At 73.3% G+C, this 22,768-nt stretch carries 25 protein-coding genes, 1 tRNA gene and 1 pseudogene; 4 read left to right on the top strand and 23 right to left on the bottom strand.

Annotated features, from left to right (window positions below; translation table 11 throughout):
- Positions 1-74: 74 nt before the first annotated feature.
- From ACIRG9_RS14570 to ACIRG9_RS14515, 12 genes and pseudogenes are all read right to left on the bottom strand, one after another.
- Positions 75-653, bottom strand: a complete 579-nt coding sequence (locus tag ACIRG9_RS14570) for a MerR family transcriptional regulator (RefSeq protein ID WP_402855008.1) — start codon at positions 651-653, stop codon at positions 75-77.
- A gap of 209 nt (positions 654-862) precedes the next feature.
- Positions 863-1,327: a bifunctional nuclease family protein gene (locus tag ACIRG9_RS14565; protein ID WP_402855006.1), complete on the bottom strand. Its 465-nt coding sequence runs from the start codon at positions 1,325-1,327 to the stop codon at positions 863-865.
- A gap of 218 nt (positions 1,328-1,545) precedes the next feature.
- Positions 1,546-2,247, bottom strand: a complete 702-nt coding sequence (locus ACIRG9_RS14560) for a MerR family transcriptional regulator (RefSeq protein WP_402856040.1) — start codon at positions 2,245-2,247, stop codon at positions 1,546-1,548.
- Positions 2,248-2,297: 50 nt separating this feature from the next.
- Complete coding sequence (locus ACIRG9_RS14555) at positions 2,298-2,747, bottom strand: FHA domain-containing protein (protein ID WP_046570336.1); 450 nt, start codon at positions 2,745-2,747, stop codon at positions 2,298-2,300.
- A 216-nt stretch (positions 2,748-2,963) separates the two neighbouring features.
- Positions 2,964-3,344 (bottom strand): glycine cleavage system protein GcvH, encoded by a 381-nt coding sequence (gene gcvH, locus ACIRG9_RS14550; protein WP_402855003.1) that lies wholly within the window; start codon positions 3,342-3,344, stop codon positions 2,964-2,966.
- 56 nt (positions 3,345-3,400) lie between these two features.
- Positions 3,401-4,315 carry a DUF881 domain-containing protein gene (locus ACIRG9_RS14545; RefSeq protein WP_402855002.1) on the bottom strand — a complete coding sequence of 305 codons (915 nt, stop codon included), beginning with the start codon at positions 4,313-4,315 and terminating at the stop codon, positions 3,401-3,403.
- Positions 4,316-4,325: 10 nt separating this feature from the next.
- Positions 4,326-4,658, bottom strand: coding sequence for a small basic family protein (locus ACIRG9_RS14540; RefSeq protein WP_091118685.1), 333 nt, complete (start codon positions 4,656-4,658; stop codon positions 4,326-4,328).
- The gene (locus tag ACIRG9_RS14535) at positions 4,655-5,602 is read right to left on the bottom strand and encodes a DUF881 domain-containing protein (RefSeq protein WP_402854999.1); all 948 of its coding nucleotides are present in this window, start codon (positions 5,600-5,602) and stop codon (positions 4,655-4,657) included. The genes ACIRG9_RS14540 and ACIRG9_RS14535 overlap by 4 nt, the downstream gene beginning before the upstream one ends.
- The gene (locus tag ACIRG9_RS14530) at positions 5,599-6,237 is read right to left on the bottom strand and encodes a CDP-alcohol phosphatidyltransferase family protein (RefSeq protein WP_402854998.1); all 639 of its coding nucleotides are present in this window, start codon (positions 6,235-6,237) and stop codon (positions 5,599-5,601) included. The genes ACIRG9_RS14535 and ACIRG9_RS14530 overlap by 4 nt, the downstream gene beginning before the upstream one ends.
- A 312-nt stretch (positions 6,238-6,549) precedes the next feature.
- The gene (locus tag ACIRG9_RS14525; protein WP_402854996.1) at positions 6,550-7,023 is read right to left on the bottom strand and encodes a MarR family transcriptional regulator; all 474 of its coding nucleotides are present in this window, start codon (positions 7,021-7,023) and stop codon (positions 6,550-6,552) included.
- A 61-nt stretch (positions 7,024-7,084) separates the two neighbouring features.
- Positions 7,085-7,219, bottom strand: a pseudogene (locus tag ACIRG9_RS14520) (protein phosphatase); the annotation flags it as partial.
- A 50-nt stretch (positions 7,220-7,269) separates the two neighbouring features.
- Entirely contained in the window at positions 7,270-8,016 is a 747-nt protein-coding gene (locus ACIRG9_RS14515) for an SAM-dependent methyltransferase (RefSeq protein WP_402854995.1), read from the bottom strand.
- A gap of 129 nt (positions 8,017-8,145) precedes the next feature.
- On the opposite strand from ACIRG9_RS14515, the gene ACIRG9_RS14510 reads away from it, so the two are divergent.
- The 3 genes from ACIRG9_RS14510 to ACIRG9_RS14500 all read left to right on the top strand — a co-directional run bounded on the left by ACIRG9_RS14510 (position 8,146) and on the right by ACIRG9_RS14500 (position 9,773).
- Positions 8,146-9,027 carry a universal stress protein gene (locus ACIRG9_RS14510; RefSeq protein ID WP_402854994.1) on the top strand — a complete coding sequence of 294 codons (882 nt, stop codon included), beginning with the start codon at positions 8,146-8,148 and terminating at the stop codon, positions 9,025-9,027.
- A 63-nt stretch (positions 9,028-9,090) separates the two neighbouring features.
- Positions 9,091-9,300: a phosphatidylethanolamine-binding protein gene (locus tag ACIRG9_RS14505; protein ID WP_402854993.1), complete on the top strand. Its 210-nt coding sequence runs from the start codon at positions 9,091-9,093 to the stop codon at positions 9,298-9,300.
- Positions 9,297-9,773, top strand: coding sequence for a hypothetical protein (locus ACIRG9_RS14500; protein ID WP_402854992.1), 477 nt, complete (start codon positions 9,297-9,299; stop codon positions 9,771-9,773). The genes ACIRG9_RS14505 and ACIRG9_RS14500 overlap by 4 nt, the downstream gene beginning before the upstream one ends.
- Here ACIRG9_RS14500 and ACIRG9_RS14495 read toward each other — a convergent pair.
- On the bottom strand, positions 9,770-9,976 hold the full coding sequence (locus tag ACIRG9_RS14495) for a hypothetical protein (protein ID WP_402854990.1): 207 nt from the start codon (positions 9,974-9,976) through the stop codon (positions 9,770-9,772). The two genes, ACIRG9_RS14500 and ACIRG9_RS14495, sit on opposite strands and share 4 nt — an antisense overlap.
- Before the next feature lie 126 nt (positions 9,977-10,102).
- Between ACIRG9_RS14495 and ACIRG9_RS14490 the strand changes: the two genes are divergently transcribed.
- Positions 10,103-10,750: a hypothetical protein gene (locus ACIRG9_RS14490; protein WP_402854989.1), complete on the top strand. Its 648-nt coding sequence runs from the start codon at positions 10,103-10,105 to the stop codon at positions 10,748-10,750.
- A 48-nt stretch (positions 10,751-10,798) separates the two neighbouring features.
- Here ACIRG9_RS14490 and ACIRG9_RS14485 read toward each other — a convergent pair whose 3' ends face one another.
- From ACIRG9_RS14485 to fdh, 10 genes are all read right to left on the bottom strand, one after another.
- Positions 10,799-10,984, bottom strand: a complete 186-nt coding sequence (locus ACIRG9_RS14485) for a hypothetical protein (RefSeq protein ID WP_402854988.1) — start codon at positions 10,982-10,984, stop codon at positions 10,799-10,801.
- Positions 10,985-11,025: 41 nt separating this feature from the next.
- Positions 11,026-12,345: a hemolysin family protein gene (locus ACIRG9_RS14480; protein ID WP_402854986.1), complete on the bottom strand. Its 1,320-nt coding sequence runs from the start codon at positions 12,343-12,345 to the stop codon at positions 11,026-11,028.
- Between the two features lie 27 nt (positions 12,346-12,372).
- Positions 12,373-12,570, bottom strand: a complete 198-nt coding sequence (locus ACIRG9_RS14475; protein WP_402854984.1) for a hypothetical protein — start codon at positions 12,568-12,570, stop codon at positions 12,373-12,375.
- A 27-nt stretch (positions 12,571-12,597) separates the two neighbouring features.
- Positions 12,598-13,404, bottom strand: a complete 807-nt coding sequence (locus tag ACIRG9_RS14470) for a hypothetical protein (RefSeq protein WP_402854982.1) — start codon at positions 13,402-13,404, stop codon at positions 12,598-12,600.
- Between the two features lie 29 nt (positions 13,405-13,433).
- The gene (selB, locus tag ACIRG9_RS14465) at positions 13,434-15,197 is read right to left on the bottom strand and encodes a selenocysteine-specific translation elongation factor (protein WP_402854980.1); all 1,764 of its coding nucleotides are present in this window, start codon (positions 15,195-15,197) and stop codon (positions 13,434-13,436) included.
- 2 nt (positions 15,198-15,199) lie between these two features.
- Complete coding sequence (selA, locus tag ACIRG9_RS14460; protein WP_402854978.1) at positions 15,200-16,492, bottom strand: L-seryl-tRNA(Sec) selenium transferase; 1,293 nt, start codon at positions 16,490-16,492, stop codon at positions 15,200-15,202.
- 46 nt (positions 16,493-16,538) lie between these two features.
- Positions 16,539-16,634 (bottom strand) — tRNA-Sec (locus tag ACIRG9_RS14455).
- A gap of 45 nt (positions 16,635-16,679) precedes the next feature.
- A complete protein-coding gene (nrfD, locus tag ACIRG9_RS14450; protein WP_402854976.1) occupies positions 16,680-17,918 on the bottom strand; it encodes an NrfD/PsrC family molybdoenzyme membrane anchor subunit in 1,239 nt (412 codons plus the stop codon).
- A complete protein-coding gene (locus ACIRG9_RS14445) occupies positions 17,915-18,964 on the bottom strand; it encodes a 4Fe-4S dicluster domain-containing protein (RefSeq protein ID WP_402854975.1) in 1,050 nt (349 codons plus the stop codon). The genes nrfD and ACIRG9_RS14445 overlap by 4 nt, the downstream gene beginning before the upstream one ends.
- Positions 18,961-22,230, bottom strand: coding sequence for a formate dehydrogenase (gene fdh / locus ACIRG9_RS14440; RefSeq protein WP_402854973.1), 3,270 nt, complete (start codon positions 22,228-22,230; stop codon positions 18,961-18,963). The genes ACIRG9_RS14445 and fdh overlap by 4 nt, the downstream gene beginning before the upstream one ends.
- Positions 22,231-22,768: the final 538 nt, after the last annotated feature.

The following is a 22,768-nucleotide window of genomic DNA, read 5'->3' as shown; positions in this document are numbered from 1 at the left end:
GCAGCGCCCGACAAAAGATCGCGCCGCGGCCGCAGCCACGACGCGATCGTCGAAAAAATGCCCTGGGAGCCGGCTCAGCCGGCCCGACGACGCGCCCTCCGCGCGGCCAACTCGTCACCCACCGACTCCGGCGGATCCGCCGCCGGAGGCGGACCACTCACCGGCTCCGCCGGCAGGTGCGACAACGAACCCTGGATCTCCTTGAACGCGCCACCGATCGCGATGCCGAACACCCCCTGGCCACCCTGCAACAGGTCGACCACCTCCTCCGGCGACCGGCACTCGAACACGGTCGTACCGTCGGAGATCAACGTGATGCCCGCCAGGTCCTCCACCCCACGCGACCGCAGCGCCTCGATCGCCTTCCGGATGTTCTGCAACGACACCCCGGCGTCCAACAGCCGCTTCACGACCTTCAACACCACGAGGTCGCGGAACGAATACAGCCGGGACGTCCCCGACCCCGACGCGTCCCGCACGCTCGGCACGACGAGGCCCGTACGAGCCCAGTAGTCCAACTGCCGGTAGCTGATACCCACCGCGTGGCACGCCGTCACACCCCGGTAGCCGACCTCGCCGTCACCGCCCGGCTCAGGCCCCATGACACCCGCCTGCTGCCCCGTACTCGGACCAGGATCCTGCGGCTCGTGCATCCGGACAACCTCCCCGCCCGTGCGGCGACACGTCATCTCCCCGTACGTGCACCCCTCGACACCGCAACCCTATAGCCGCAAACAGGAGTTACCACGGAGGAGACACCGCGACACGCCGCGCACACACCCGGAAGATCACCTACAGCGGCAAGCCGTCACCCACCGTGACGCCCGCCGCCGCCCGCACGACCTGCCCGGCCGGCCACCACTCAGCCCGCGAAGTCCTCCGGCCGCACCTGGTCCAGGAACTCCCGGAACTTCTCCACCTCGTCCTCCTGCTCGTCGGGGATGACGATCCCCGCCTCACCGAGGACCTGCTCGGCACAACGAATCGGAGCCCCGACCCGCAACGCCAACGCGATCGAATCGCTCGGCCGCGCCGACACCCGCACCCCGTCACCGATCAACAGATCGGCGTAGAAGACGTTCTCCTTCAACTCGGTGATCTCCACCGCCCGCAACGGCGCCTGCAACGCCGCCAGCACGTCTCGCAACAAATCGTGCGTCAACGGCCGAGCCGGCTTGACCCCCTGCTGCTCGTAGGCGATCGCCGTCGCTTCGACCGCGCCGATCCAGATCGGCAGATAGCGATCTCCCTCGACCTCCCGCAGCAGGACGATCGGCTGGTTGCTGGGCAGCTCCACCCGAACTCCGACCACGCTCAGCTCGCGCACCGCCGCCTCCGTGTCGTTGTCACCTACGCCCGCACCCGCGCCCTTCTTCCCTGCACGGTACACGGACCGCGACACGAGATCCCCATGCGCTACGTGCACCACGCCTCGCCAGGAAGGGGTTACCCCGGCAAGCCTACGACACGCTTCCCGGGACAGATCTTTCCGCGCCCACCGACGGTCGGGGCCGGGCACCCCACGGCACCCGGCCCCGCCACACCTCACCGGCCCAACGTCGACCGCAGCCCCACCCGCACCAACGCCGCGTGCAACTGCTGCGACAACGCCACCAGCTCCCGCGCCGTCTCCGCCGCCCGAGCCCGCGCCGCCGGATCACTCTGCCGCGCCAACGGAGCCACCAACTGCGCGAACAGACCGACCTCCCGATCCGCCGACGTCCGATACCCCCGCAGATGCCGCGGCTCCAAACCGTACGCCGCCAACCCCGCCACCGCCGACGCGATGATCAACGCGTCCGCGTCGTACCAGCCCGGCGGATCCGACACCAACACACCGAGCCGCTCCAACTCGCCCAACGTCGACTCGGCGAGCCCACTACGAGCCAGCAGATCCGCCCGCCCCAGCCGGACCTCAGCCGACTCAACGGGCTCCGCCACCTCCCGGCCCGGCACCTCACCACCGGGACCGACCGCCACCAACGTCGGCCGCTGCCGACCCGACGCCGCACCCGACGCATCCCACTCCGCCAGCTGCTCACGGATCACCCGCAACGGCAGATACTGGTCCCGCTGCGCGGTCAACACGAACCGCAACCGCGCCACATCGTCCCAGCTGTACTTCCGATAACCCGCCGGCGTCCGCTGTGGCTCCACCAGGCCCTCGGCCTCCAGGAACCGCAACTTCGAGATGGTGACGTCCGGGAACTCCACCCGCAACTGCGCCAACACCTCACCGATGCTCATCAGCGCGGTGGAACGCGCCGCCCCGGGCGGCGTCGAAGCCGCAGGCTCGTTCACCCCCGGCCGGCCTCCTCCGGACGCGGACCGGCGATGAAGACCACCCGGAACTTGCCGATCTGCACCTCGTCACCATTGCTCAACGTGGCCGCCTCGACCCGCTCCCGGTTCACGTACGTGCCGTTCAAACTACCCACGTCCCGCACCGTGAACGTGCCACCGTCACGGTGGAACTCGGCGTGCCGCCGAGAAACCGTCACGTCATCGAGGAAGATGTCACTGTCCGGGTGCCGGCCGCTGGTCGTCACATCGTGATCCAACAGGAACCGGGCACCAGCGTTCGGACCCCGACGAACCACCAGCAGCGCCATCCCCGGCGGCAACGAACCGGACATCCGGCTCGGCACCACATCGGTGTCCGGCCCCTCCAGCACTTCGTCGAGCGAACCGAGATTGAGCGTCGAAGTGACGTCGAGTGGGGGGAACTCGTCGTCTGGCCGCGTCATGGGACCACCTCACGGATCTGTTTCTGTCGGCGTCGGGTAATGGCGGGTCTGGCCGCCGGGCAGTCACACACCCGGCGGCTGGCTCCCCGTGCCCGGGAAGGCGCACTCCACAACGCTCAACTATTGGGTTCTCGGTCGACTGGGCGAGCCTAGCCAGCGCCGAAAAGCAGGGCAACCAGACGCGCGGAGACAAGCCCGCCGCCCGGCACGACACAATCAGCTCTCAGTGAGCTCGCGGTACGCACCAGCGGTCAACAATCCCTCGACCGCCGCCGGATCATCCGGAGTGATCTCCACCAACCATCCCGCACCGTACGGGTCAGTGTTGATCACCTCAGGGGTGTCGGCCAACGCCTCGTTGCGCGCCGCCACCGTGCCACTCAGCGGGGCGTAGATCTCCGACACGCTCTTGGTCGACTCGATCTCACCGAACGACTCACCCGCGGCCACCACCGCACCCACGTCCGGCAACTGAACGAACACGATGTCACCCAGCGCGTCCTGCGCGAAGTGCGTGATACCGACCCGGACGGCCCCGCCGTCCCCACCGACCACCCACTCGTGCTCGGCGGTGTACCGCAGATCCTCAGGAATCACCAGCTGCATCCTTCATCCATCGGTGCACCGGGGGGAACCGGCGCGGCCGCGACCGGTCAGGAGACCGGCCGGGCGTGTTCCAGCTTGATCGGCGCGTGCAACTGTGAAACCTCCACAGCCTCACGATCCTCAACGATCACGTTACCGCCGTCATCCGCCACCGATGCGACCACCCCGCCAGGGATGTTCAACGCCGTACGCATCGTCGCCGAATCACCGATCACCAGAATCGTGTACGGACCAGTCAAACGCCGCCCGTCCACCATCAGGCCGCCGCCCTGCGCGTCCACGAAATACGTCGACGCGATGACCCGCACCGCCGCGCCGTCCGGCCCGGCGATCTGCAACGCCTCCGCGCCCGCCCCCCGCAACTCCTGCACCGCGTCCAGGATCCGCGTCGACGAGATCGCCTTGCCGCCGCCCTCGAACCGCACCGACAACCCCGGCCCCACCGCCGGCAACGTACCCGCCAGGATGCCCAGCTCGTCCGCCCGCCGCGTCGCCTCGTCCAACGCCGCCTGCCGGCCCTGCTCACCCGAGCGCAGCTGCCGCTGGCTGTCCTCCAACGTCGCGATGTCCTGCCGCAGCCGGCGCTCCCGCGAATCCAGATCCGACGAGATCCGGACCAGGTCCTCCTCGCGGGTCGCCGCCAGATTCGAGTCCGTCGACGTCGTCTTCAGCTGCACCACCAGGGTGAACCCCAGCAACGCCAAGAGCACCCCGATCATCGCGCCCGCCGACGTCAACCGCCGCGACACCGGCCCCGCAGCCGAACCGTTCGGCTCCTCGCCCGCAGGCGCCTCCTCCGCCGGCGGCGCCTCCGCCTCCCGCTCGGCCGGCGTCAACGGACTCAACTCGTCCGGATCGGGCGCGTCCGGCCGCGGATCCGGCTCACCCGCCGGACCCGAAGGCCGCGCCGGCTCCGCCGGCTCCGGCCAACCGGTCCCCGTCTCCCTGTGCTCCTCGCTCATCGCCACAAACCTACGCCCGGAACAGGTGCCGGCGGATCGCCGCCACGTTTCCGAAGATGCGCACCCCGAGCACGACCACCACACCGGTGGAGAGCTGACCGCCCACCCCCAGCTGGTCACCCAGATACACGATCAGAGCCGCCACCAGCACGTTCGAAATGAACGACACCACGAACTGCTTGTCGTCGAAAATCCGGTCCAGCTTCGCCCGAACACCGCCGAACACGGCGTCGAGCGCCGCCACCACCGCAATCGGCAGGTACGGCTGCAACGCCGCGGGCACCGTGGGGTCCAGATACACCCCCAGGACCACACCGACGAGCAACGCCAGCACCGCGATCATCGACCACCTCCGGAGGGGCTGGGAGACGTCCCCGAGCGGGACGGCCCGGGACTGGAAGAACCGGCGACCCCCGAACCCGACAGCGACGGGCTCGGACTCACCGAGGGCTCGGCGTAGCGTAGCCGCGGCTGCGGGGCGGCCGGCAAAGTGACACCCTTCGCGTCCTTGACCCCGAACGACAACCCGGTGGACTTCGCGACCTCACGCATCAGATCCGCCGCCCGGCTCTCGTCGAACCGGTCCCGCATCGACCCCGACCCGATCGCCGTCACCTCGTACGGACTCGTCACCGGGCGGTAGTCCACCAGAATCGCCTCACCCGCCGAACGGATCGTCGACATGGCCGTCAACCGCTGCCCGTTGATCGCGATCGCCTCCGCACCCGCCGACCACAGGTCGTTCGCCACCTTCTGCAGGTCCGAGTACAACACCCGGGACGGGCCGACATCCGCGCCGGTCACCGCGTCCTTGTCGCGCGGCGCGTCGGCCAACCGCACCACCACGCCATCGCCGCGCACCCGACCAAGCCCCGTGCCGGCCTCCAGGTTCCGCAGCCGGTACGCCTGCGACCCGCTCAACGCCGCGTCCCGCTGCCGCCCGACCTCCTCGCGCAACTGATCGGCCTGAGCGGTCAACCGGTCCGTCTCCGCCTCGCGCTGCTTGATCTCGGCGATCAACCCGGCCCGCGCCTTGGCCCGGCTCGGCTCCTCCGCCATCGTCTCCCGGTACGCCACCGAGAACAGGAACCCGATCACCGCGAGCACCACCAGGCTGACCGGACGGGACAGCAGGCGCCGCCACCGCGACGGTGGCACCTGCCGGCGCCGCTGCGCCGCGGCGGCGTACCCCGGATCGAGGGGGTTGCGGAACAAGTCGGTGAGGAAGTCCGGCGCGTACGAGCGCGCCGACGGGTCCCGGTTCTTGCCCCCGGACTCCGTGGTCACGCCGCCGCTCCCGCCCGCCGTGCCCGCATCGCCCGGACCAGTCGGCCGGCCTGCACCACGTACATCGCACCGGCCACCCAGTAGAGCACCAGACCCCACCAGGCCAGCCCCCAGCCGATCGCCGCGGTGACCGTGGCGATGCCCGGCGACGCGGCGGCCAGCAGCAGGATCGGGAACGCCGCCAGCAGCAGGAAGGTGGCCGTCTTGCCGACGTAGTGCACCGGCGGCGGCCCGTAACCGTGGCGACGCAGCACCGCGAGCGAGCCGAGCAGGAGCAGCTCGCGGGCCAGCAGCGCCGCGGTGAACTGCCACGGCACGACCTCGCGTGCGGTGAACGCCAGCAGCGTGGCCAGGATGTAGAGCCGGTCGGCGAGCGGATCGAGCAGCTCGCCGAGGCGGCTGACCTGGTGCAGTCGGCGGGCCAGCCAGCCGTCCACCCAGTCGCTGGTGCCGCCGATCGCCAGCACGACGATCGCCGCCACGTCCGCCCGCTCGACGAGGAAGAGGTAGAGGAAGAGCGGTACGCCGACCAGCCGGACGAAACTGATCAGGTTCGGCACGGTGAGGACGCGGTCCCCCACGACCGCCGTCGAACCGGGAGCCGGGTGCTCCGATGGAGCCGGCCGACGCGACACCGAACCCTCCCTTCGCAGCACGGCCCGGCGGCCGACCATGATCGGCCGCTCCGGTTCCGGACGTGCGCGTTGCCGGCCGGTCAGCGCCGGCGCCCTCTGCGATCCCGGGCTGGGACCTCCCCGATGCGGCCCATGATCGCGTCGATCATGGGCCGGCCAGTTGCGCTGCCACTATATCGGGCCGTCATGGCGCGCCCGGGCCTCCGCTTGTGGTGGCGTGGTTGGCCTGCCGTCGGTGCGGCGGCGCACCACCTCTAAGGCGTCCTAGGACGCTAGCTGGTTCGCCTGGGAGAAGGACCGCGGACGGTCGGGTCAGGCGGTACGTACCGCGGCGGAGTCGGCGTCAGCCGGGGCGGCACCGAGCGCCGCCGCCTGGCCGAACGCGACCAGGGCCAGCAGCAACTCGTGCTGGACCCGGTTGGGCATCCGGTCCAGCACGACCTGCACCGCCTGGTGCCGGCGCTCCGTCAGCTCCCGCAGCAGGGTCTCGGCCGCCGCGGTGGCCAGCAGCCGCACCTCGCGGCGGTCCCGGGGATCGGCCACCCGGCGCAGCAGGCCGACCGCCTCCAGCCGGTCACAGAGCCGGCTCGCCGACGACGGTACGACGTCCAGCAGCTCGGCCAGCCGGTTCACGTTGGTGTTCGGGTGCGACACGATCAGCAACAGCACCCGAAGCTGCGTCGGGGAGACCGGTACGGCGTGCCGCGACGCCGCCGAGTCGAGCACACCGATGAGCGCCTCGGCGGCCGCGGCCACGGCCGCGGCGAGATTCGGAGGTCGCTCCACCCGCAGACTCCCCTGCGATTCGTCCCGCTCGTGTTCGCCCCACCGGTCCGGTCACTGCCCGCCGAGGGCTGCAACCGCGCCGGTCCAGGCAGACGACGACCGCGTCGTCGCGGAGCTCCGCGGCGGCGTGGTACGCGTGCAGTTCGCGCATCACCGTACCAACTGCTTCCGTCGCCGGCTGCAACCGAGTGGACCGCGCACCTGCTCGCTACCCGAGCTCTGTCGGGCGCGGCGGGGGGAGCAGCGTCAGGCGGCCGGCTTCGTCGCCACCGCGCCGTAGAAGGCGTCCGGCACCGGGGCCGGCTCGCCCGGCGCACGCCATTCGGCGACCGGCGCAAAACCGTCCACAGTGGGCTGCCACCGGCCCAGCAGCGACGGGAACGCCGTGGGCGGGCGCATCCGGAACGCCGGCCCCATCATCGCCAGCGCCTGCGGGTACGCGGCCAACTCCTCGCTGTCGAAGTCGATGGCCAGGAAGCTGCCCGGCGCCACCGCCTCGTACAGCTCGTCGAGCGTGCGCGCGAGGGTGGTGTCGTCCAGGAAGGCGGCCAGGCCGAGGAAGACCACCCCGACCGGTCTCCTCCCCCACCCCGGCACGAACCGGTGCAGCTGGGCCGGGTCGATCGTGCCGATGTCGGTGGCGTCGCCGAAGCCGTAGCCGGCGCGGTCGCTGCCGGCGAGCAGGCGCTGGCCGAGCCGGATGGTCACCGGGTCGACGTCGGTGTAGAGCACGGTGGCGTCCGGGACCACCTCGTGCACGTTGCCCCGGCTCGGCACGCCCGCACCGAAGACCAGGAAGCCGTCCACGCCGGCGTCGGCGATCGACCGGACCGCCCGGCCGAGGAAGTCCCGCAGCGCGCGGAAGATCGTCGCGCAGGGCCCGTACGCCCCCTCGAAGGCACGGGCCGCGGCCACGTCCACGGGGAAGTGGTGTTCGCCGCCGAGCCAAAAGTCGATCATGCGGGCGGTGCTCGGCTGGTCCGGCTCGGCCATCGACGAGGCTCCCTTCCTCAGGCGGTGGCGGACAGCGTATCGGCGGTCCGGCTCCGGCGGTATCGCCCCGCCGACACCCCGCCGGCCGCGATACTGGCCGCGCGGGCGACGTCGGCGAGGAGGTGCAGGGTGAACTCGGCGAACGGCGCGGCGGTGGTGGTCGGCGTGGACGGCTCGGAGTCGGCGCTGCGGGCCGTACGCCTCGCGGCGGCCGAGGCCGCCCGGCGCCACCGGCCGCTGCGGGTGGTGCACGGATTCATCTGGCCGCTGCTGCGCGTACCCGGTTCCGCGCCGGCTGGGGCGCCACCCGGCACCGGCCTGCGACACCAGGCCGAGGAACTGGTCGCTGCGGCGGTCGCCGAGGCGCAGGCCGCCGCCCCCGGGCTGCGGGTCTCCGGCGAGATCATCGACGGGGAGGCGGCGGCGGTACTGCTCGGTGAGACCCCCACCGCCACGATGATCGTGCTCGGCGACCGTGGTCTCGGCGGGTTCGCCGCCCTGGTGGTCGGCTCGGTGGCCGTCCAGGTCGCGCAGCACGCCGACTGCCCGGTGCTGGTGGCCCGCGGCGCGCAGCGGGCGGGCGGGCCGGTGGTGGTCGGGGTGGACGGCTCCGTGCCGTCCCGGGCCGCGATCGAGTTCGCCGCCGAGGAGGCCGCGGTCCGCGGCGCCCCGCTGCACGCCGTGCACGCCTACACCCACCCCACCTCCAGCGGACCCGGCGACATGCAACCGTTGGTCTACGAGGAGAGCCAGCTGCGCGACGAGGAGGACCGGATCCTGACCGAGTCGCTCACCGGGCTGGCCGACCGCTACCCGCAGGTGGCGCTGACCCGGGAGGTGGTACGCGGCCGGCCGGTCGCCGCGCTGACCGAGGCCACCCGCAGCGCCCAACTGGTGGTCGTCGGCGGGCAGGGCCGGGGCGAACTGAGCGGGCTGCTGCTGGGGTCGGTGAGCCAGGGGGTGCTGCACCATGCCGACTGTCCGGTCGCCGTGGTCCACTCCCCCGACTGACGGTTGGCACCGCTCCGGGCGGGTAGACGGTCCGCGGAGCCACTGCGACCGGAGGAGGCAGGGATGCCAGGACCACGGCCGGGCAGCAACGCGTACGACAAGGCACGGGCACGGTTGCGCGATCTGATCGAGAACTCCGGGCGGGCCGCCGACCAGGAGGCGAACCAGGTCGCGAACCGGATCCTCCAGGACGATCGCGGCCAGCGGGGCGTCGTGCGGGGCGAACGGACGTTCGGCCCGAAGGGCGAGCGCGAACCGGGCGACCCGAAGTGAGGGCGGCGCCTGTGGTCGACGGCGCCATCGCCGGCGCCGTCGGCACCGCCGCCTTGAACATCGTCACATACCTCGACATCACGACCCGGGCCCGCCCGGCGAGCAGTACCCCGGAGGAGACCGCGGGACGGCTGGCCGACGAGGCACATGTCAACCTGGGGCCGGAGAAGAAGGCGGCCAACCGGCGGTCAGGCATCGGGGCCATCATCGGTTACGCCACCGGCATCGCCGCCGGGGCCGCCTTCGGCGTGTTGGCGGCCCGGCGGCGGATCCCGCTACCGGTGGCCGCGAGCATGCTCGGGGGCGGGGTGATGGCGACCTCCGACGGGTCGCTCGCCGTGCTGGGCGTGAGCGATCCCCGCACCTGGCGACCCGCCGACTGGTTGTCGGACATCGTGCCGCACCTGGCGTACGGGTTGGCGGCCGCAGCCACCTGGCGGAGGCTGCGGCCGCCGTCGCGGCGGGGTCGTTAGCGCCGCTCGTCGCTCTCGTCGTCGGCCACCGGCTCCCCGGCCGGGCCGTACGGCGACACCTGCCCCTTCGGGACCGGCCGGCCGGCGTCGGCGTTGGACGTGCCGCGGTTGCGGGGATGCCCGGCGACGCCGGGCACCTTGCTGTCCTGGCTGGTGGCGCCCCGGTTGTTGCGGCGGAACTCCTCCTGCTGCGGATTGACCACGGGTCTCTCCCTCCGGTGGAGCACGCGGCGTGGGACCGCGCACGTGACCCGCGTACCCGCCCCCGCCGGGCGCATTCCGGGCCCGGCCGGGCGTCTGTTCCGGCCCGACACGGGTAACCCGACAGGATGCCGAACGATCGGAACGTGGCGCGGAAGCTGCTGGACCGGCAGGGCCGCACGTACGCCGACGAGGCGGGAATCAGTCTCGCCGACCGGCCCGGGCCGCTCTACCAACTGCTGGTGCTCACCACGCTGCTGAGCACCCGGATCCGGGCCGGGGTGGCGCTCGCGGCGGCGCGGGAACTCTTCGCCGCCGGCTACCGCACCCCACAGGCGATGGAGGCGGCGAGCTGGCAGGACCGGGTCGACGCGCTCGGCCGCGGCCACTACCGGCGCTACGACGAACGCACCGCCACCATGCTGGGCAACAGCGCGCGACTCTGCCTGGACCGGTGGCACGGGGACCTGCGCCGGATGCACCGGGAGGCCGACGGCAACCGGACCGCCCTGCGCCGGCTGCTCACCGAGTTCCCCGGCATCGGCCCGACCGGGGCGGACATCTTCCTGCGCGAGGCCCAGACGGTCTGGTCGGACCTGCGCCCGTACGCCGACCGCCGGACGCTCGCCGGGGCCAGGCAACTGGGTCTGCCGGCCAATCCGGGCGGACTGGCCGGCCTGGTGGGCGAGGCCGACTTCGGACGACTCGCGTCGGCACTGGTGCGGGTGGCGCTCGGCGAGGAGCCGGCGGGCAAGGTCACCGCGGCGGCCCGCTGAACCGCGCCGGCGCCGGGCTTCGCCGGCTGCCGGGATCGCCGGCGGGCGTCACTTCGCCGGGCCGGGTCGGGTCACGTACCAGACCAGCCCCCCGACGAGCAGGGCGAGCAGCACGACGCCGCCGGAGACGCCGCTGCCCTCACCGCCGCTGCTGCGGTGTCCGCTCGCGGCGAAGTAGATCACCGCCAGTCCCGCGAGCACCGCGATGAACGTCCGCAATCCTCGGTCCTTCACGTCCCGGACCGTACGTCCGGTCGCCGCCGGTTCGTGCCGTTTCAGCCCGACGTTCCCCCGTCCGAGGTCATCGGCCCCGGCGACCCGGTCCCGTTCACGCTCACGGCGGAGCCGCGCAGGCGCACCCGACGGACCGCCCGGTCGGCGACCTCGACCACCTCGATGGTGAGCCCGGGCAGCCGTATCCGCTCGCCGGGCCCGGACGGGAGCCGGCCCAGACCGGCCAGGACCAGCCCGGCGACCGTGGCGTACTCGCGGGAAAGCGGGAAGGTCAGCCGCACACCGGCGTCGGGCAGGTCGTGCAGCGGGAAGTCACCGGGCAGCAGCAGCGCACCATCGGGCTCCCGTTCCGCCCCGCGCACGTAGCGGTCGGTCTCGTCGTACACCTCGCCGACGACCTCCTCCAGCAGGTCCTCCATGGTGACCAGGCCGTCGATCCCGCCGTATTCGTCGACGACGAGGGCGAGCTGCTGGTGACGTTGGCGCAGCTGGCGGATCGCGTCGGCGACCGGCAGGGTGCCGGGCAGCAGCAGCGGCGGCCGGGCCCGCTCGCCGGTCGTGGCCCCGTCGCCGTCGACCAGGTCGCGGATGTGCACCACCCCGCACACGTCGTCCAGTCCGGCGGGGCCGGTGACCGGCGCGCGGGAGCGGCCGGTGGCGGCGAGGCGGCGCATCGCCTCCGCGGCCGGCATCGAAGCCGGCAGGACCGTCACGTCGCGCCGGGCGACGAGGATCTCCCGCAGATTACGACCGGCGATCTCGAAAGCGCCGGCGAGGATCTCCCGCTGCTGCGGCGACAGCCCTCGCTGGCTGGCCAGCAGCTCCCGCAGCTCCTCCTCGGTCACCTCCGGCCGGCTCGCCCGTGGATCCCCACCGGCGAGCCGGACCAGCAGGTCGGTGGTGCGGCTCAGCAGCCACACCACCGGGCGGGACAGCGTGGCCAGCAGGTCCAGCGGCGCGGCGGCCAGCAACGCCCAGCGTTCCGCCGCCTGCATCGCCAGCCGCTTGGGGGCCAGTTCCCCGACGACCAGCGTGACGAAGGCCAGCACGATGGTCACCAGCAGCACCGCGGCCGGGTGCGCGGCCCGGCCGAGGAAGCCCAGCAGGTCGACCAGTGGCCGCGCCAGGGACACCGCGGCGGCCGCCGAGGCAAGGAACCCGGCGAGGGTGATGCCGAGCTGGACGGTGGCCAGATAGCGGTTCGGTTCCCGGGTCAGCCGCACCAGCCGCGCCCCGGCCCGCCCCGACCGGCCCAGCCGCCGCAACTGCCCCTCACGCAGCGTCACCAGGGCCATCTCGCTCCCGGAGAGCGCCGCATTGATCAGCACCAGGACCAGCACGAGGATGAGCTGTCCCGCCATCTGTGCACCTCCCTCCCGGCCCGACGGTCAGTCCACTTCCAGATCGTCCAGGGAGATCGCATGGGTCATCAGCCACCGGGCCAGCGCCGCCATCCCGAACAGCCACAGCGGCGCCGACTCGGTGGTGCCGTTCGTGGCGAAGACCGCGAACCGCAGGTCGGGTGCCCGGTACGCCTCGATCCGCCACTTGTGGTTCTTGTCCCGCCAGACCGCTGAAGGGTCCATGGCGTCACCGTAGGTGACGGGAGGCCCTCACCGGTGCCGCTTGGACCACCCGCCCGTGCTCACCCCGGGGCGGACCGCCGAGGTGGTGGCCGCCGCCGCGGGTACGACGTAGTCGCCGAGCAGCCTGCCCAGCGCCGCCACCGCGACGGACAGCAGCAGACCACCGAGCAGCATCCAGCCCAGGCCGACCCAACCGGAGCGGCGTGGCCTGACCGGTGGCACGTCGCCCCGCCACCGCTCCCGGTAGGCCCAGGCGAGGAGGCCGACGCCGAACGGCAGCGAGCCGATCCAGAACCAGTACCAGCGGGTGCCGGCCACCGGTGGCGGCCCGGCGACCAGCACGACCAGCCAGCCGAGGCCGAGGGCCACCGCCAACCACCCGGCCGCGTCGGCGAGCCGGGCGGCCGCCGGAGTCTCGTCCCAGCTGCCGGCGACCCGGTAGAGCCGATCGTCCAAGGGGTCACCGCCGGCGACCCGGTCGAGCCCGTCGTCCAACGGATCGCTGCCGGACGAGGCACCGGTAACCGGAGCGCCCACGATCGCGTAGCGGATCTGCCCGTCGGGACGAGTCCAGACGACCATCGCACCTTCCGACGCGTACCGGGGGCGTCGCCGGCCACCCCAGCCGCCGTTGTCGGCGGCCCAGCCGTCGGCGCGGAACCAGGTGACGACCCGACCCGCCGCAAGGTCGTGGTCCAGCTCCGGGCGGTCGGCGGTGCGGGGCGCCGTCCACCAGGACAGGCCGGTCCAGACGAGCCAGCACACGACCATCGCGACCGGAAGGACTCGTCGGCGCAGGAGTGCCCGGTCGAGGCGGGCGGCGGGGATGATCACCGCGTCACCATCGCATGCCGGCGCAACGATCAGCCGGGTGGCACGACCACCTCGCGGGCGTCGTCGGGCAGCCGGCGGGTGGCGCCGCGCCGGTCCAGCAGCTCCAGCAGCGGCACCGCCACCCGGCGGGTCGTGTTGAGGGCCTGCCGGGCGGCGCTGAGGGTGAACGGCTGCGGCAACCGGGCCAGCACCCGGGCCGCGTCGTCGAGCGCGGCCGGCAGCAGCACCACGTTCTCGGCCAGCCTCAGCAGGGCGCCCGCCCGCACGGCCGCGCCGATCTCCCGCGGGCCCAGGCCGAGGTCGGCGAGGTGGTGCGCCTCCGGCGCCTGGAACAGGCGGTCGGCGTACTCGGCGCGTACCCGCTCGACCGCGCGGGCCACCGGTGCGGGCAGCGCGTCGGCCGCCGCGGCGGTGACCCGGCCGGCGTGCAGCCGCAGCGGCGGCCGCAGCAGCGCCGCCACCAACGCCCGGTCGGGCAGGTCGAGGCGGCGGCGCAGCACCTCGACCGGCACACCGGGTTCCAGCGGATGCTCACGGCCGTACCGGGCGACCTCCTCGCCCAGGCGTACGCCGAGGCCCCGCCAGTGCGCCGGGTCGGCCAGCCAGTCACCGGCCACCGGGTCGGCGGTGACCGGCACCCCCATCCGGGTCAGCTCACCGGCCCGGACCAGGCGCCGGCGGTGCAGTTCGCCGGCCAGGTCGGGGCGGCCGGCCAGCCCCGCCAATACGGCGGCCCGGACGGCGGCGGCCCCCCGCCGGCGCAGCGGTGGCGGGTCCACGTCCAGCACCGTCACCCCACCGGCGACGTGGTGCCGGCCGGGGTCACGCAGCAACGCCCGGTCCCCGATCAACAGCGGCAGCGGCCGGGCCAGGCGCAGCCGGACGGTGTCCGGGCCGAGCGGGCGTATCCGGGCGGGCACGGCGGCGGAGCCGACATGCAGGGTGAGTTCGGCCGGCAGGTCGGCGGCCGGGTCGCCGGCGAGCCGCACGTCGAGCAGGTCGGTGCGGCGGAACCGTCCGGGGCTGAGCAACGCGTCGCCCCGGGTGAGCCGGTCGCGCGGCACCCCGCGCAGGTTCACCGCGACCCGGGCCACCGCGTCGACCCGGTCGCGGGCGGTGTTCAGCGAATGCAGGCCGCGGACCCGGACCGGTTCCTCGGTGGCGGCGAGTTCGAGCTGATCGCCGGCGTGCAGGCGGCCGGCGCCGAGGGTGCCGGTGACCACGGTGCCGCTGCCCCGGACGGTGAACGAGCGGTCCACCCAGAGCCGGACCGGGGCGTCCAGCGCCGGGGCGGGGAGCCGGGCGATCAGCCGGTCCAGGGCGGCCCGCAGCTCGGGCAGGCCGGCGCCGGTGGTGCCACTGACCGCCACCGCCTCCACCTCCCCGACGGCGGTGGCGGCGATCTCCTTGCGGGCCCGGGCCAGGGCCGGCCCCGGATCGGCCAGGTCCGCGCGGGTCACCGCCAGCAGCCCGTACGACACCCCCAGCGCGTCCAGCGCGGCCAGGTGCTCGGCGGACTGCGGCATCCAGCCCTCGTCGGCGCCGACGACGATCAGCGCGGCGGGGACCGGGCCGACGCCGGCGAGCATGTTCGGCACGAACCGTTCGTGCCCGGGCACGTCGACGAAGGCGACGGTCCCGCCGGAGGGCAGCGTGGTCCAGGCGAAACCGAGGTCGATGGTCATGCCTCGGCGGCGTTCCTCCGCCCACCGGTCGGGTTCCATCCCGGTCAGGGCCCGGACCAGGGTGGATTTGCCGTGGTCGACGTGTCCGGCGGTGGCGACGACCCACATGCTCAGTCGACCGCCCGCAGGACCGCCGCGCGGAGGGTCTCGTCGGCGTCGGCCGGCACGCAGCGCAGGTCCAGCAGGAGCCGGCCGCGCAGCACCCGGCCGAGGACCGGCGGCTTCCCGGCGCGCAGCGGCTCGGCGTAGCGTTCGGGCAGGCTCAGCGCCCACGAGTCGAGTTCCACTCCGGGAGCCCCGCCGCCGCCGACCACCGCGACGCTGGGCACCACCTCGGCCTTGCAGCCGTCCTCGCCGAGCCGGTCGCGTAGCCGTTCCAGCCGGTCGCGCAGCGCGGCCGGGTCCGCGTGCAGCGCCTCCCGGGTCGGGGTGGTCGGGGCGTGCAGGGTGGCGGCGAGCGCGGCCAGGGTCAGCTTGTCCACCCGCAGCGCCCGGGCCAGGGGGTGCCGGCGCAGCCGTTCGACCAGGTCGGCCGCGCCGAGCAGCAGGCCGGCCTGCGGGCCGCCGAGCAGCTTGTCGCCACTGGCGGTGACCAGGTGGGCGCCGGAGCGCAGGGTGGTGGCGGCGTCCGGCTCGGCGGGCAGCAGCGGATCGGCGGCGAGCAGCCCGGAGCCGATGTCAGCGACCACGGGCACGCCGAGGGTGGCCAGGTCACGCACCGGCACGGCCGAGGTGAAACCGGTGACCACGAAGTTCGACGGGTGCACCTTGAGCACGAACCCGGTGCGGGGGCCGACGGCGGCGGCGTAGTCGGCCAGCGTGGTGCGGTTGGTGGTGCCGACCTCGCGGAGCCGGGCGCCGGTGCTCTCCAGCAGGTCGGGCAGGCGGAACCCGTCGCCGATCTCGACGAGTTCGCCTCGGCTGACCACGATCTCCCGGTCGGCGGCGAGGGCGGTGGCGGCGAGCACCAGAGCGGCGGCGCCGTTGTTGACCACGTGTACGGCCGGCGCGTCGGGCACGGCTGCGGCGAGCGCGTCGAGGGCGTCCCGGCCGCGCCGGGCCCGCCGCCCGGTTCGCAGATCCAGTTCCACGTCGGTGTGCCCGGCGGCGGCGACGATGGCCGCGACGGCGGCGGCGGGAAGCGGGGCGCGGCCGAGATTGGTGTGCAGCACCACGCCGGTGGCGTTGAGCACCGTACGGGGTGCCGGTGCGGGCAGCTCGGCCAGCGCGGCGTCGCGTACCCGGTCGGGGGTGATCTCGCCGGAGCGGGCGCGCTGCTGGGCCTGGACGATCGCGGCCTTGACCCGGTCGCGGCCGAGCGTGTCGGCGGCGGTGGCCAGGGCCGGGTCGGCGAGCAACGCGTCGGTGCGCGGCACGCGCCGCCGCGGATCGGCGTCCCGCATCGATCAACTCCCTGGCATGCCTCGGCAGAGACGCGGCCCGGTTGCTTGGCGGAGACGGACGGGAATCGAACCCGCCTGGTCCGGGTCCCGGACCACACCGGTTTTGAAGACCGGGAGGGGCACCAGCCGCCTGAACGCCTCCACGCAGCAGTCAATCACAGCGCCGCGCTGTTCGTGCGGTGAGGTGTCAGTCCTGCTCGGACGCACGCCGGTCGGCGCGCTCCCGCTGTGGCACGACGGTGTACCGGGGATCCCTCGTGGAGGCGATTCCGCCGTGGAAGATGCCGAACCGGGTGCAGACGGCGGCGGCGAGCAGCGCACCGCCGGAGAGGGCGGACAGCGCCCGGTTGCGGCGGCCGAGCAGCGCACCGGTCACCCCGGCGGCGGTCAGCGCCCGGCCGGTCCGCAGCAGCCGACCGGCGGTGCCGATGGCGTAGGGCTCGCTGAGCAGACCGAGTCGGTTCTCCACCCGGTGCGCCCCCCACAGCTCCAGGGCCGCGCCGGCGACGGCGAACCGCCGGGCCGGGCCGGCCTGCGCGGTGGGCGCGGCCAGCAGTCCCACGCCCGCGCCGCTGGCCAGGGCGCTGCCGGCGAAGATGGCCGGCAGTTCCGGGTACGCCTCGTGCCAGGACGGCACGGCCGTGTCGGCCAGCAGCACCCCGGTGTACGTGGCCAGGGCCGGGGCGGTGACGGCGGCGACCAGCCCGGCGGCCTGCCCGGCCGGGGGCAGCAGCCGGCGGCCGAGGCCGAGCAGCCCGCGCTCGGGCAGCCACGGGGCGGCCTCGGCGGCTGCCGCGACCCCGGCGGCCGGCCCGAAGGCGGCGAGGATCCAGGTGCCCACGGACATCGGCGAGGTCAGCTTCGCCACCCGCAGCATGTGGTGGAACCGGCTCGGCCTGCCGAGATCGTTGACCAGGAAGTACGCGCTCGCGGTGACCGCCGCCAGCGAGGCGAGCCGCCCGGCACGGCGCAGCGCCGGCCGCCCGGTGAGCTGCCCACCGGCGGCGAGCAGCGACGACCCGGCGGCGAGCCCACCGGTGAACAGGTACGCGGCGATGTCCCACTTCCACACCGGCGGTTTGACGACGGGCCGGCCGTAGTAGGAGGTGAACTCGGCCGGCGGCACGTTCAGCGGCTCGCCGCCACCTCCACCTCCACGTCGGCGCCGCGGTTCGACGTCGCGCCGCGGGCGCGGCCCGGCCCCGGCCTCGGCACGGGTCGCGTCCGCGGCGGTGGCCCGGCCGCCGCGCGCCCCCGGTCCGGCACCCGTGTCGTGTCCGTCGGGCAGCGGAACGCGGGAAGCGGTCACCTTCGGACCGTGGTCGGCGCGGAAGCCCGTCCCGCCGATACGGTTCGGGCCCTCGGCGGCCAGCCGCTCCCGGAAGCGGCGGAACAGGGCGCCGACCGGGGCGCGGTCCGGACTCACGAGGAACCTCCCACGAACGCGGCGACGGCGGCCGCCGCCATGGCCAGGGCGGCCAGCCCGGCCCGCTTCCACATCTTCGGCAGGTCCCTGGTGGTGACCACCGGGTCCGGCGGCAGGCCGTACACCTCGGGTTCGTCGAGCAGGAGGAAGAACGCGCCGTCCCCGCCGACGCCGTCGGTCGGGTCGTGGCCGTAGAGGCGGGCCTCGGGAACTCCCCGCTCGTGCAGGGTGGCGACCCGCTGGGCGGCGCGTTCGCGCAGCTCGTCGAGGGGGCCGAACTGGATGGACTCGGTCGGGCAGGCCTGCGCGCAGGCCGGGGTCAGGCCGGCGCCGAGCCGGTCGTAGCAGAGCGTGCACTTCCACGCCCGGCCGTCGTCCCTGCGCTTGTCGATGACGCCGTAGGGGCAGGCGGAGACGCAGTAGCCGCAGCCGTTGCAGATGTCCTCCTGCACCACCACCGTGCCGAACTCGGTACGGAACAGCGATCCGGTGGGGCAGACGTCCAGGCAGGCGGCGTGGGTGCAGTGCTTGCACACGTCCGACATCATGAGCCAGCGGAAGTCGGTGCGGGACTCCGCGCCGGTGTCGCGCCCGGGCGGCTGGGAGCCGGGCAGGCCCAGGAACTCCGGGCCGGCGGCCATCCGGGCGGCCGCCTCCGGCTGCCCCGGTGGGACGCCCGGGTCGGTGCCGCTGTCCTGGTCGCTGCCGGCGGCCACCGCCGCGGACTGCGGGCTGGCCGATGGGCCGGTGGGCGTGCCGGCGAAGGGCTGGGCGCGGTGGCCGGCCGGCCGGGGCTGTTCGACGAAAGCCACGTGCCGCCACGAGTTGGCGGTCAACGCGCCGGTGTTGTCGTACGACATGCCGAGCAGGTCGAAGCCGGAGGCGGGGACGTCGTTCCACTCCTTGCAGGCGACCTCGCACGCCTTGCAGCCGATGCAGACGCTGGTGTCGGTGAAGAAGCCCATCCGGGGCGGGGCGTCGGTCCACCCGGCGTCCGGGGCAGGGTCGAGCGGCCCGTAGAGGCTGTTCCCCTCCCGCAGCGTCATTCCTGCCTCCCGTCCGTGCCGGCCTCGGTGGTGACGATCGGGGTGCGGTGCTCCCCGGTCAGCCCGGCACGCCGCTGGTAGTCCCCGACCAGGTCGAGCAGGGCCGGCCCGGTGGGCCGCCGGCCGGGCCGGATGTCGCAGGTGCCGACCTTGCTCTCCTGGATCAGCACGTTCGGATCCAGGGTGATCCCGAAGAGGTCGTTGACCGAGTCGCCGGTCACCAGCCCCTCCCGGCCGAAGTGGTACGGCAGCCAGACCTGGTGGATCACCCGGCCCTCCACCCGCAGCGGGGTGAGCCGGTCGGTCACCAGCACCTTGGCCTCGATCGCGGCGCGGCCGGTGATCAGGTGCGCCCAGCCCAGGTGCGCCAGGCCGACCTCCGCGGCCAGCTCCGGCGACACCTCGACGAACATCTCCGGCTGCAACTCGGACAGCGGTCGGACGAAGCGGCTCATGCCGCCGGCGGTGTGGTGCTCGGTGAGTCGGCTGACCGTGAACACGTGCGGGAAGACCTGGCTGTGCTGCTCCGGCGGGCTCGGGTTCATCCGGTTCACCGGATGTACGTAGACCTTGCGGGTCGGGTTCGCCTGCTGGCCGTACATCGGGTTGCGCATCGGCGACTCGGCAGGCTCGTAGTGCGTCGGCAGCGGCCCGTCGAGCACGCCCGTCGGCGCGTACAGCCAGCCCTTACCGTCGCCCTGCATGACGAAGGGGTCGTCACCGGCGAGCGCCTCGGTGCCCGAGGCGCTCTCGGGCGGCCGGTAGGTCGGTGGCTTCGTCTTCTCGAAGTCGGGCACGTCGTAGCCGGTCCACTCGCCCTGGTCGGGATCCCACCAGACGTATTTCTTCCGCTCGCTCCACGGCCGCCCCTGCGGGTCGGCTGAGGCCCGGTTGTAGAGGGTGCGCCGGTTGGCCGGCCAGGCCCAGCCCCACTCGGGGGCGACCCAGCTCTGCTCGCGCCCGGGCTTGCGCCGGGCGGCCTGGTTGACCCCGTCGGCGTAGACGCCGGAGTAGATCCAGCAGCCGATGGCGGTCGACCCGTCGTCGCGGGCCTCGGCGAACCCGCCGAGCGGGCGCCCGGTGCGCACGTCGAAGCCGTTGATCTCGTACAGCACCGCCTCGGCGCTCGGCTCCGCCACCGGCCCGCTCGTCGGGTAGTCCCAGGTGAGGTCGAGCAGCGCCCGGTCGCGGGGCTGGTCGGAGCCGGCCAGCTTCTCCCGCAGCCTGCGCCCCAGGTGATAGAAGAACCACAGCTCGGAGCGGCAGTCGCCCGGCGGGTCCAGGGCCTTCTCCCGCCACTGCAGCAGCCGCTGCGTCTGGGTGAAGGTGCCCTCCTTCTCCACGTGCGAGGCGGCGGGCAGGAAGAAGACCTCGGTACGGCACTCCTCCGGCACGATCTCGCCGGTCTCCACCTCCGGGCTGTTCTTCCAGAACGTGGCGCTCTCGATCATGAACAGGTCCCGGACGACGAGCCAGTCGAGGTTGGCCATGCCCAGCCGCTGGGCCCGGCCGTGTGCGGAGCCGACCGCCGGGTTCTGGCCGAGCAGGAAGTAGCCCTTCACCTTCCCGTCGATCATGTTCAGCACCTGCTGGTACGTCCCGTGATCGCCGGTCATCCGGGGCAGGTAGCCGTAGCAGAAGTCGTTCTCCGGCGTCGCCGCGTCCCCCCAGTACGCCTTGAGCAGGCTCGCCGCGAAGGCTCGCGCGTTGCCCCAGAAGCCCTTCTGTCCGGGGTTGCGGATGCCGTCCACCCACCGGCCGAAGGTCGGGTGGTCGGCGTGGTGGGGCATCGGCAGGTAGCCCGGCAGCAGGTTGAACAGCGTCGGGATGTCGGTCGACCCCTGGATGCTGGCGTGCCCGCGCAGTGCCAGGACGCCACCGCCCGGCCGGCCCATGTTGCCCAGCAGGAGCTGGATGATCGCCCCGGTGCGGATGTACTGCACGCCGACGCTGTGCTGGGTCCAACCCACCGAGTAGACCAGCGCGCCGGTGCGTTCCCGGCCCGAGTTCTCCGTCCAGGCTCGGGCGAGTTCCAGGAACCTCTCCCGCGGGATGCCGCAGACCCGCTCGACCATCTCCGGGGTGTAGCGGGAGAAGTGCCGCTTGAGGATCTGGTAGACGCAGCGGGGATGCTGCAGGGTCTCGTCCCGCTCGGTCTGGGCTCGCACGGGCGGCCCGTGCGACTCGTGCCGCAGCCCGGCCGCCGTCTCCCGCTGCGTGCCGTTGGCCGGGGCGCCGCCGTTACGCTCGTGCCCCTGGTACTGCCAGCTCTTCTGGTCGTACGCCAGGGTCTCGGGGTTGAAGCCGGAGAAGAGGCCGTCGAGGTCCTCGGTGTCGGTGAACTGCTCGCTGACGATGGTCGCCGCATTGGTGTACGCCAGCACGTACTCCCGGAAGTCCAGCTCGTTCTCCAGGATGTACCGCACCACGGCGCCGAGCAGCGCGATGTCCGTGCCCGCCCGGATCGGCAGGTACGTGTCGGCGAGCGCGCTGGTGCGGGTGAACCGCGGGTCGACGTGGAAGACCTTCGCGCCGCGTTTCTTGGCTTCCATCACCCACTGGAAGCCGACCGGGTGCGCCTCGGCCATGTTGGAGCCCTGGATGACGATGACGTCAGCGTTGGCGAGGTCCTGCTGGAAGTCCGTCGCGCCGCCGCGACCGAAGCTGGTCCCCAGACCGGGGACGGTGGCGGAGTGTCAAATCCGCGCCTGGTTCTCGATCTGGAGCGCCCCCATCGCCGTGAAGAGCTTCTTGATGAGGTAGTTCTCCTCGTTGTCGAGGGTCGCCCCGCCCAGGCTGGAGATGCCCAGCGTCCGGTTCAGCGGCCGGCCCTCGTCGTCGGCGTCCTCCCAGGTCTCGTCGCGGGCGGCGAGGACCCGGTCGACGATCATGTCGAGCGCGACGTCGAGGTCCAGGTCTTCCCACTCGGTCCCGTACGGCCGGCGGTAGCGGACCTTGGTCTGCCGCAGCGGGCTGGTCACCAGGCTCTTGCTGGCCGAGCCCTTCGGGCAGAGCCGACCGCGTGAGATCGGGCTGTCCGGGTCGCCTTCGATCTGGGTGACCCGCCCGTCCTTGACGAAGACCCGCTGCCCGCAGCCCACGGCGCAGTACGGGCAGATCGATCGGGCCATGCTGTCGGCGGTCTCGGTACGCGCGGTCAGCGTCGCCGAGCGGCCGGACCGGGCCGCCGCGCCCCGGCCGAGTGGGTCGGTGCCGGTGAGCTGCCGGTAGACCGGCCAGCCTTCGATGAAGGTCTTCAGGCCCACTGGGACACCCCCTCCCACCGACGGAAGCCGACGATCTGAACCTTAGGCCAGCCGCCGCGTGCCCGCGACTCAAGCGGCGCATCAAGCCGGGCGTGCCGGGCCGACGAGTGGCCAGCCGGCTGCCGGGGGCGAAGACAGCGGCGCCCCGGCCGGATGGCCGGGGCGCCGCTGGGCGTCGGTGTGCAGGTCGCCTCTCGGCGAGTGGCGCGACGCGGCTCCAGCCGGACGGTATTCCGCGAAGGCAATTTAGTTGAGGCCCGGGGACACTGGACACACCGACGCTCTGCACAACGGTACGGGGGTCTCCCGTGTTCCGGCGCTTCCGGTGATCGCTGTCACCTTGGTGGGGCGAAGCGCTGGCCGGCACCCCGTGTTCGGGGTGCCGGCCAGCGACGTTGTGCTTGTTCGGTTGTCAGCTGTTCCAGTACTGGGCGACCAGATCGGCGGCCTGCTGCTCCCACTGGGCGTAGGCATCCGGGTACGCCGACACCTGCACCGTCTGCGCGGCCTTGGTCAACGGCATGTCCTGCCACCCGTC

The organism is Micromonospora sp. NPDC093277 (assembly GCF_044765245.1).
GTDB lineage: Bacteria > Actinomycetota > Actinomycetes > Mycobacteriales > Micromonosporaceae > Micromonospora.
This window is presented reverse-complemented; position numbering and strand designations above follow the sequence as displayed.

Excerpts from the sequence above, each read along its gene's own strand:
- ACIRG9_RS14570 (WP_402855008.1), bottom strand. The coding sequence starts at position 653 with ATGCACGAGCCGCAGGATCCTGGTCCGAGTACGGGGCAGCAGGCGGGT.
- ACIRG9_RS14560 (WP_402856040.1), bottom strand. The coding sequence starts at position 2,247 with ATGAGCATCGGTGAGGTGTTGGCGCAGTTGCGGGTGGAGTTCCCGGAC.
- ACIRG9_RS14555 (WP_046570336.1), bottom strand. The coding sequence starts at position 2,747 with ATGACGCGGCCAGACGACGAGTTCCCCCCACTCGACGTCACTTCGACG.
- ACIRG9_RS14545 (WP_402855002.1), bottom strand. The coding sequence starts at position 4,315 with ATGAGCGAGGAGCACAGGGAGACGGGGACCGGTTGGCCGGAGCCGGCG.
- ACIRG9_RS14540 (WP_091118685.1), bottom strand. The coding sequence starts at position 4,658 with ATGATCGCGGTGCTGGCGTTGCTCGTCGGTGTGGTCCTGGGGGTGTAT.
- ACIRG9_RS14515 (WP_402854995.1), bottom strand. The coding sequence starts at position 8,016 with ATGGCCGAGCCGGACCAGCCGAGCACCGCCCGCATGATCGACTTTTGG.
- ACIRG9_RS14505 (WP_402854993.1), top strand. The coding sequence starts at position 9,091 with ATGCCAGGACCACGGCCGGGCAGCAACGCGTACGACAAGGCACGGGCA.
- ACIRG9_RS14490 (WP_402854989.1), top strand. The coding sequence starts at position 10,103 with ATGCCGAACGATCGGAACGTGGCGCGGAAGCTGCTGGACCGGCAGGGC.
- ACIRG9_RS14480 (WP_402854986.1), bottom strand. The coding sequence starts at position 12,345 with ATGGCGGGACAGCTCATCCTCGTGCTGGTCCTGGTGCTGATCAATGCG.
- ACIRG9_RS14475 (WP_402854984.1), bottom strand. The coding sequence starts at position 12,570 with ATGGACCCTTCAGCGGTCTGGCGGGACAAGAACCACAAGTGGCGGATC.
- selB (WP_402854980.1), bottom strand. The coding sequence starts at position 15,197 with ATGTGGGTCGTCGCCACCGCCGGACACGTCGACCACGGCAAATCCACC.
- selA (WP_402854978.1), bottom strand. The coding sequence starts at position 16,492 with ATGCGGGACGCCGATCCGCGGCGGCGCGTGCCGCGCACCGACGCGTTG.
- ACIRG9_RS14445 (WP_402854975.1), bottom strand. The coding sequence starts at position 18,964 with ATGACGCTGCGGGAGGGGAACAGCCTCTACGGGCCGCTCGACCCTGCC.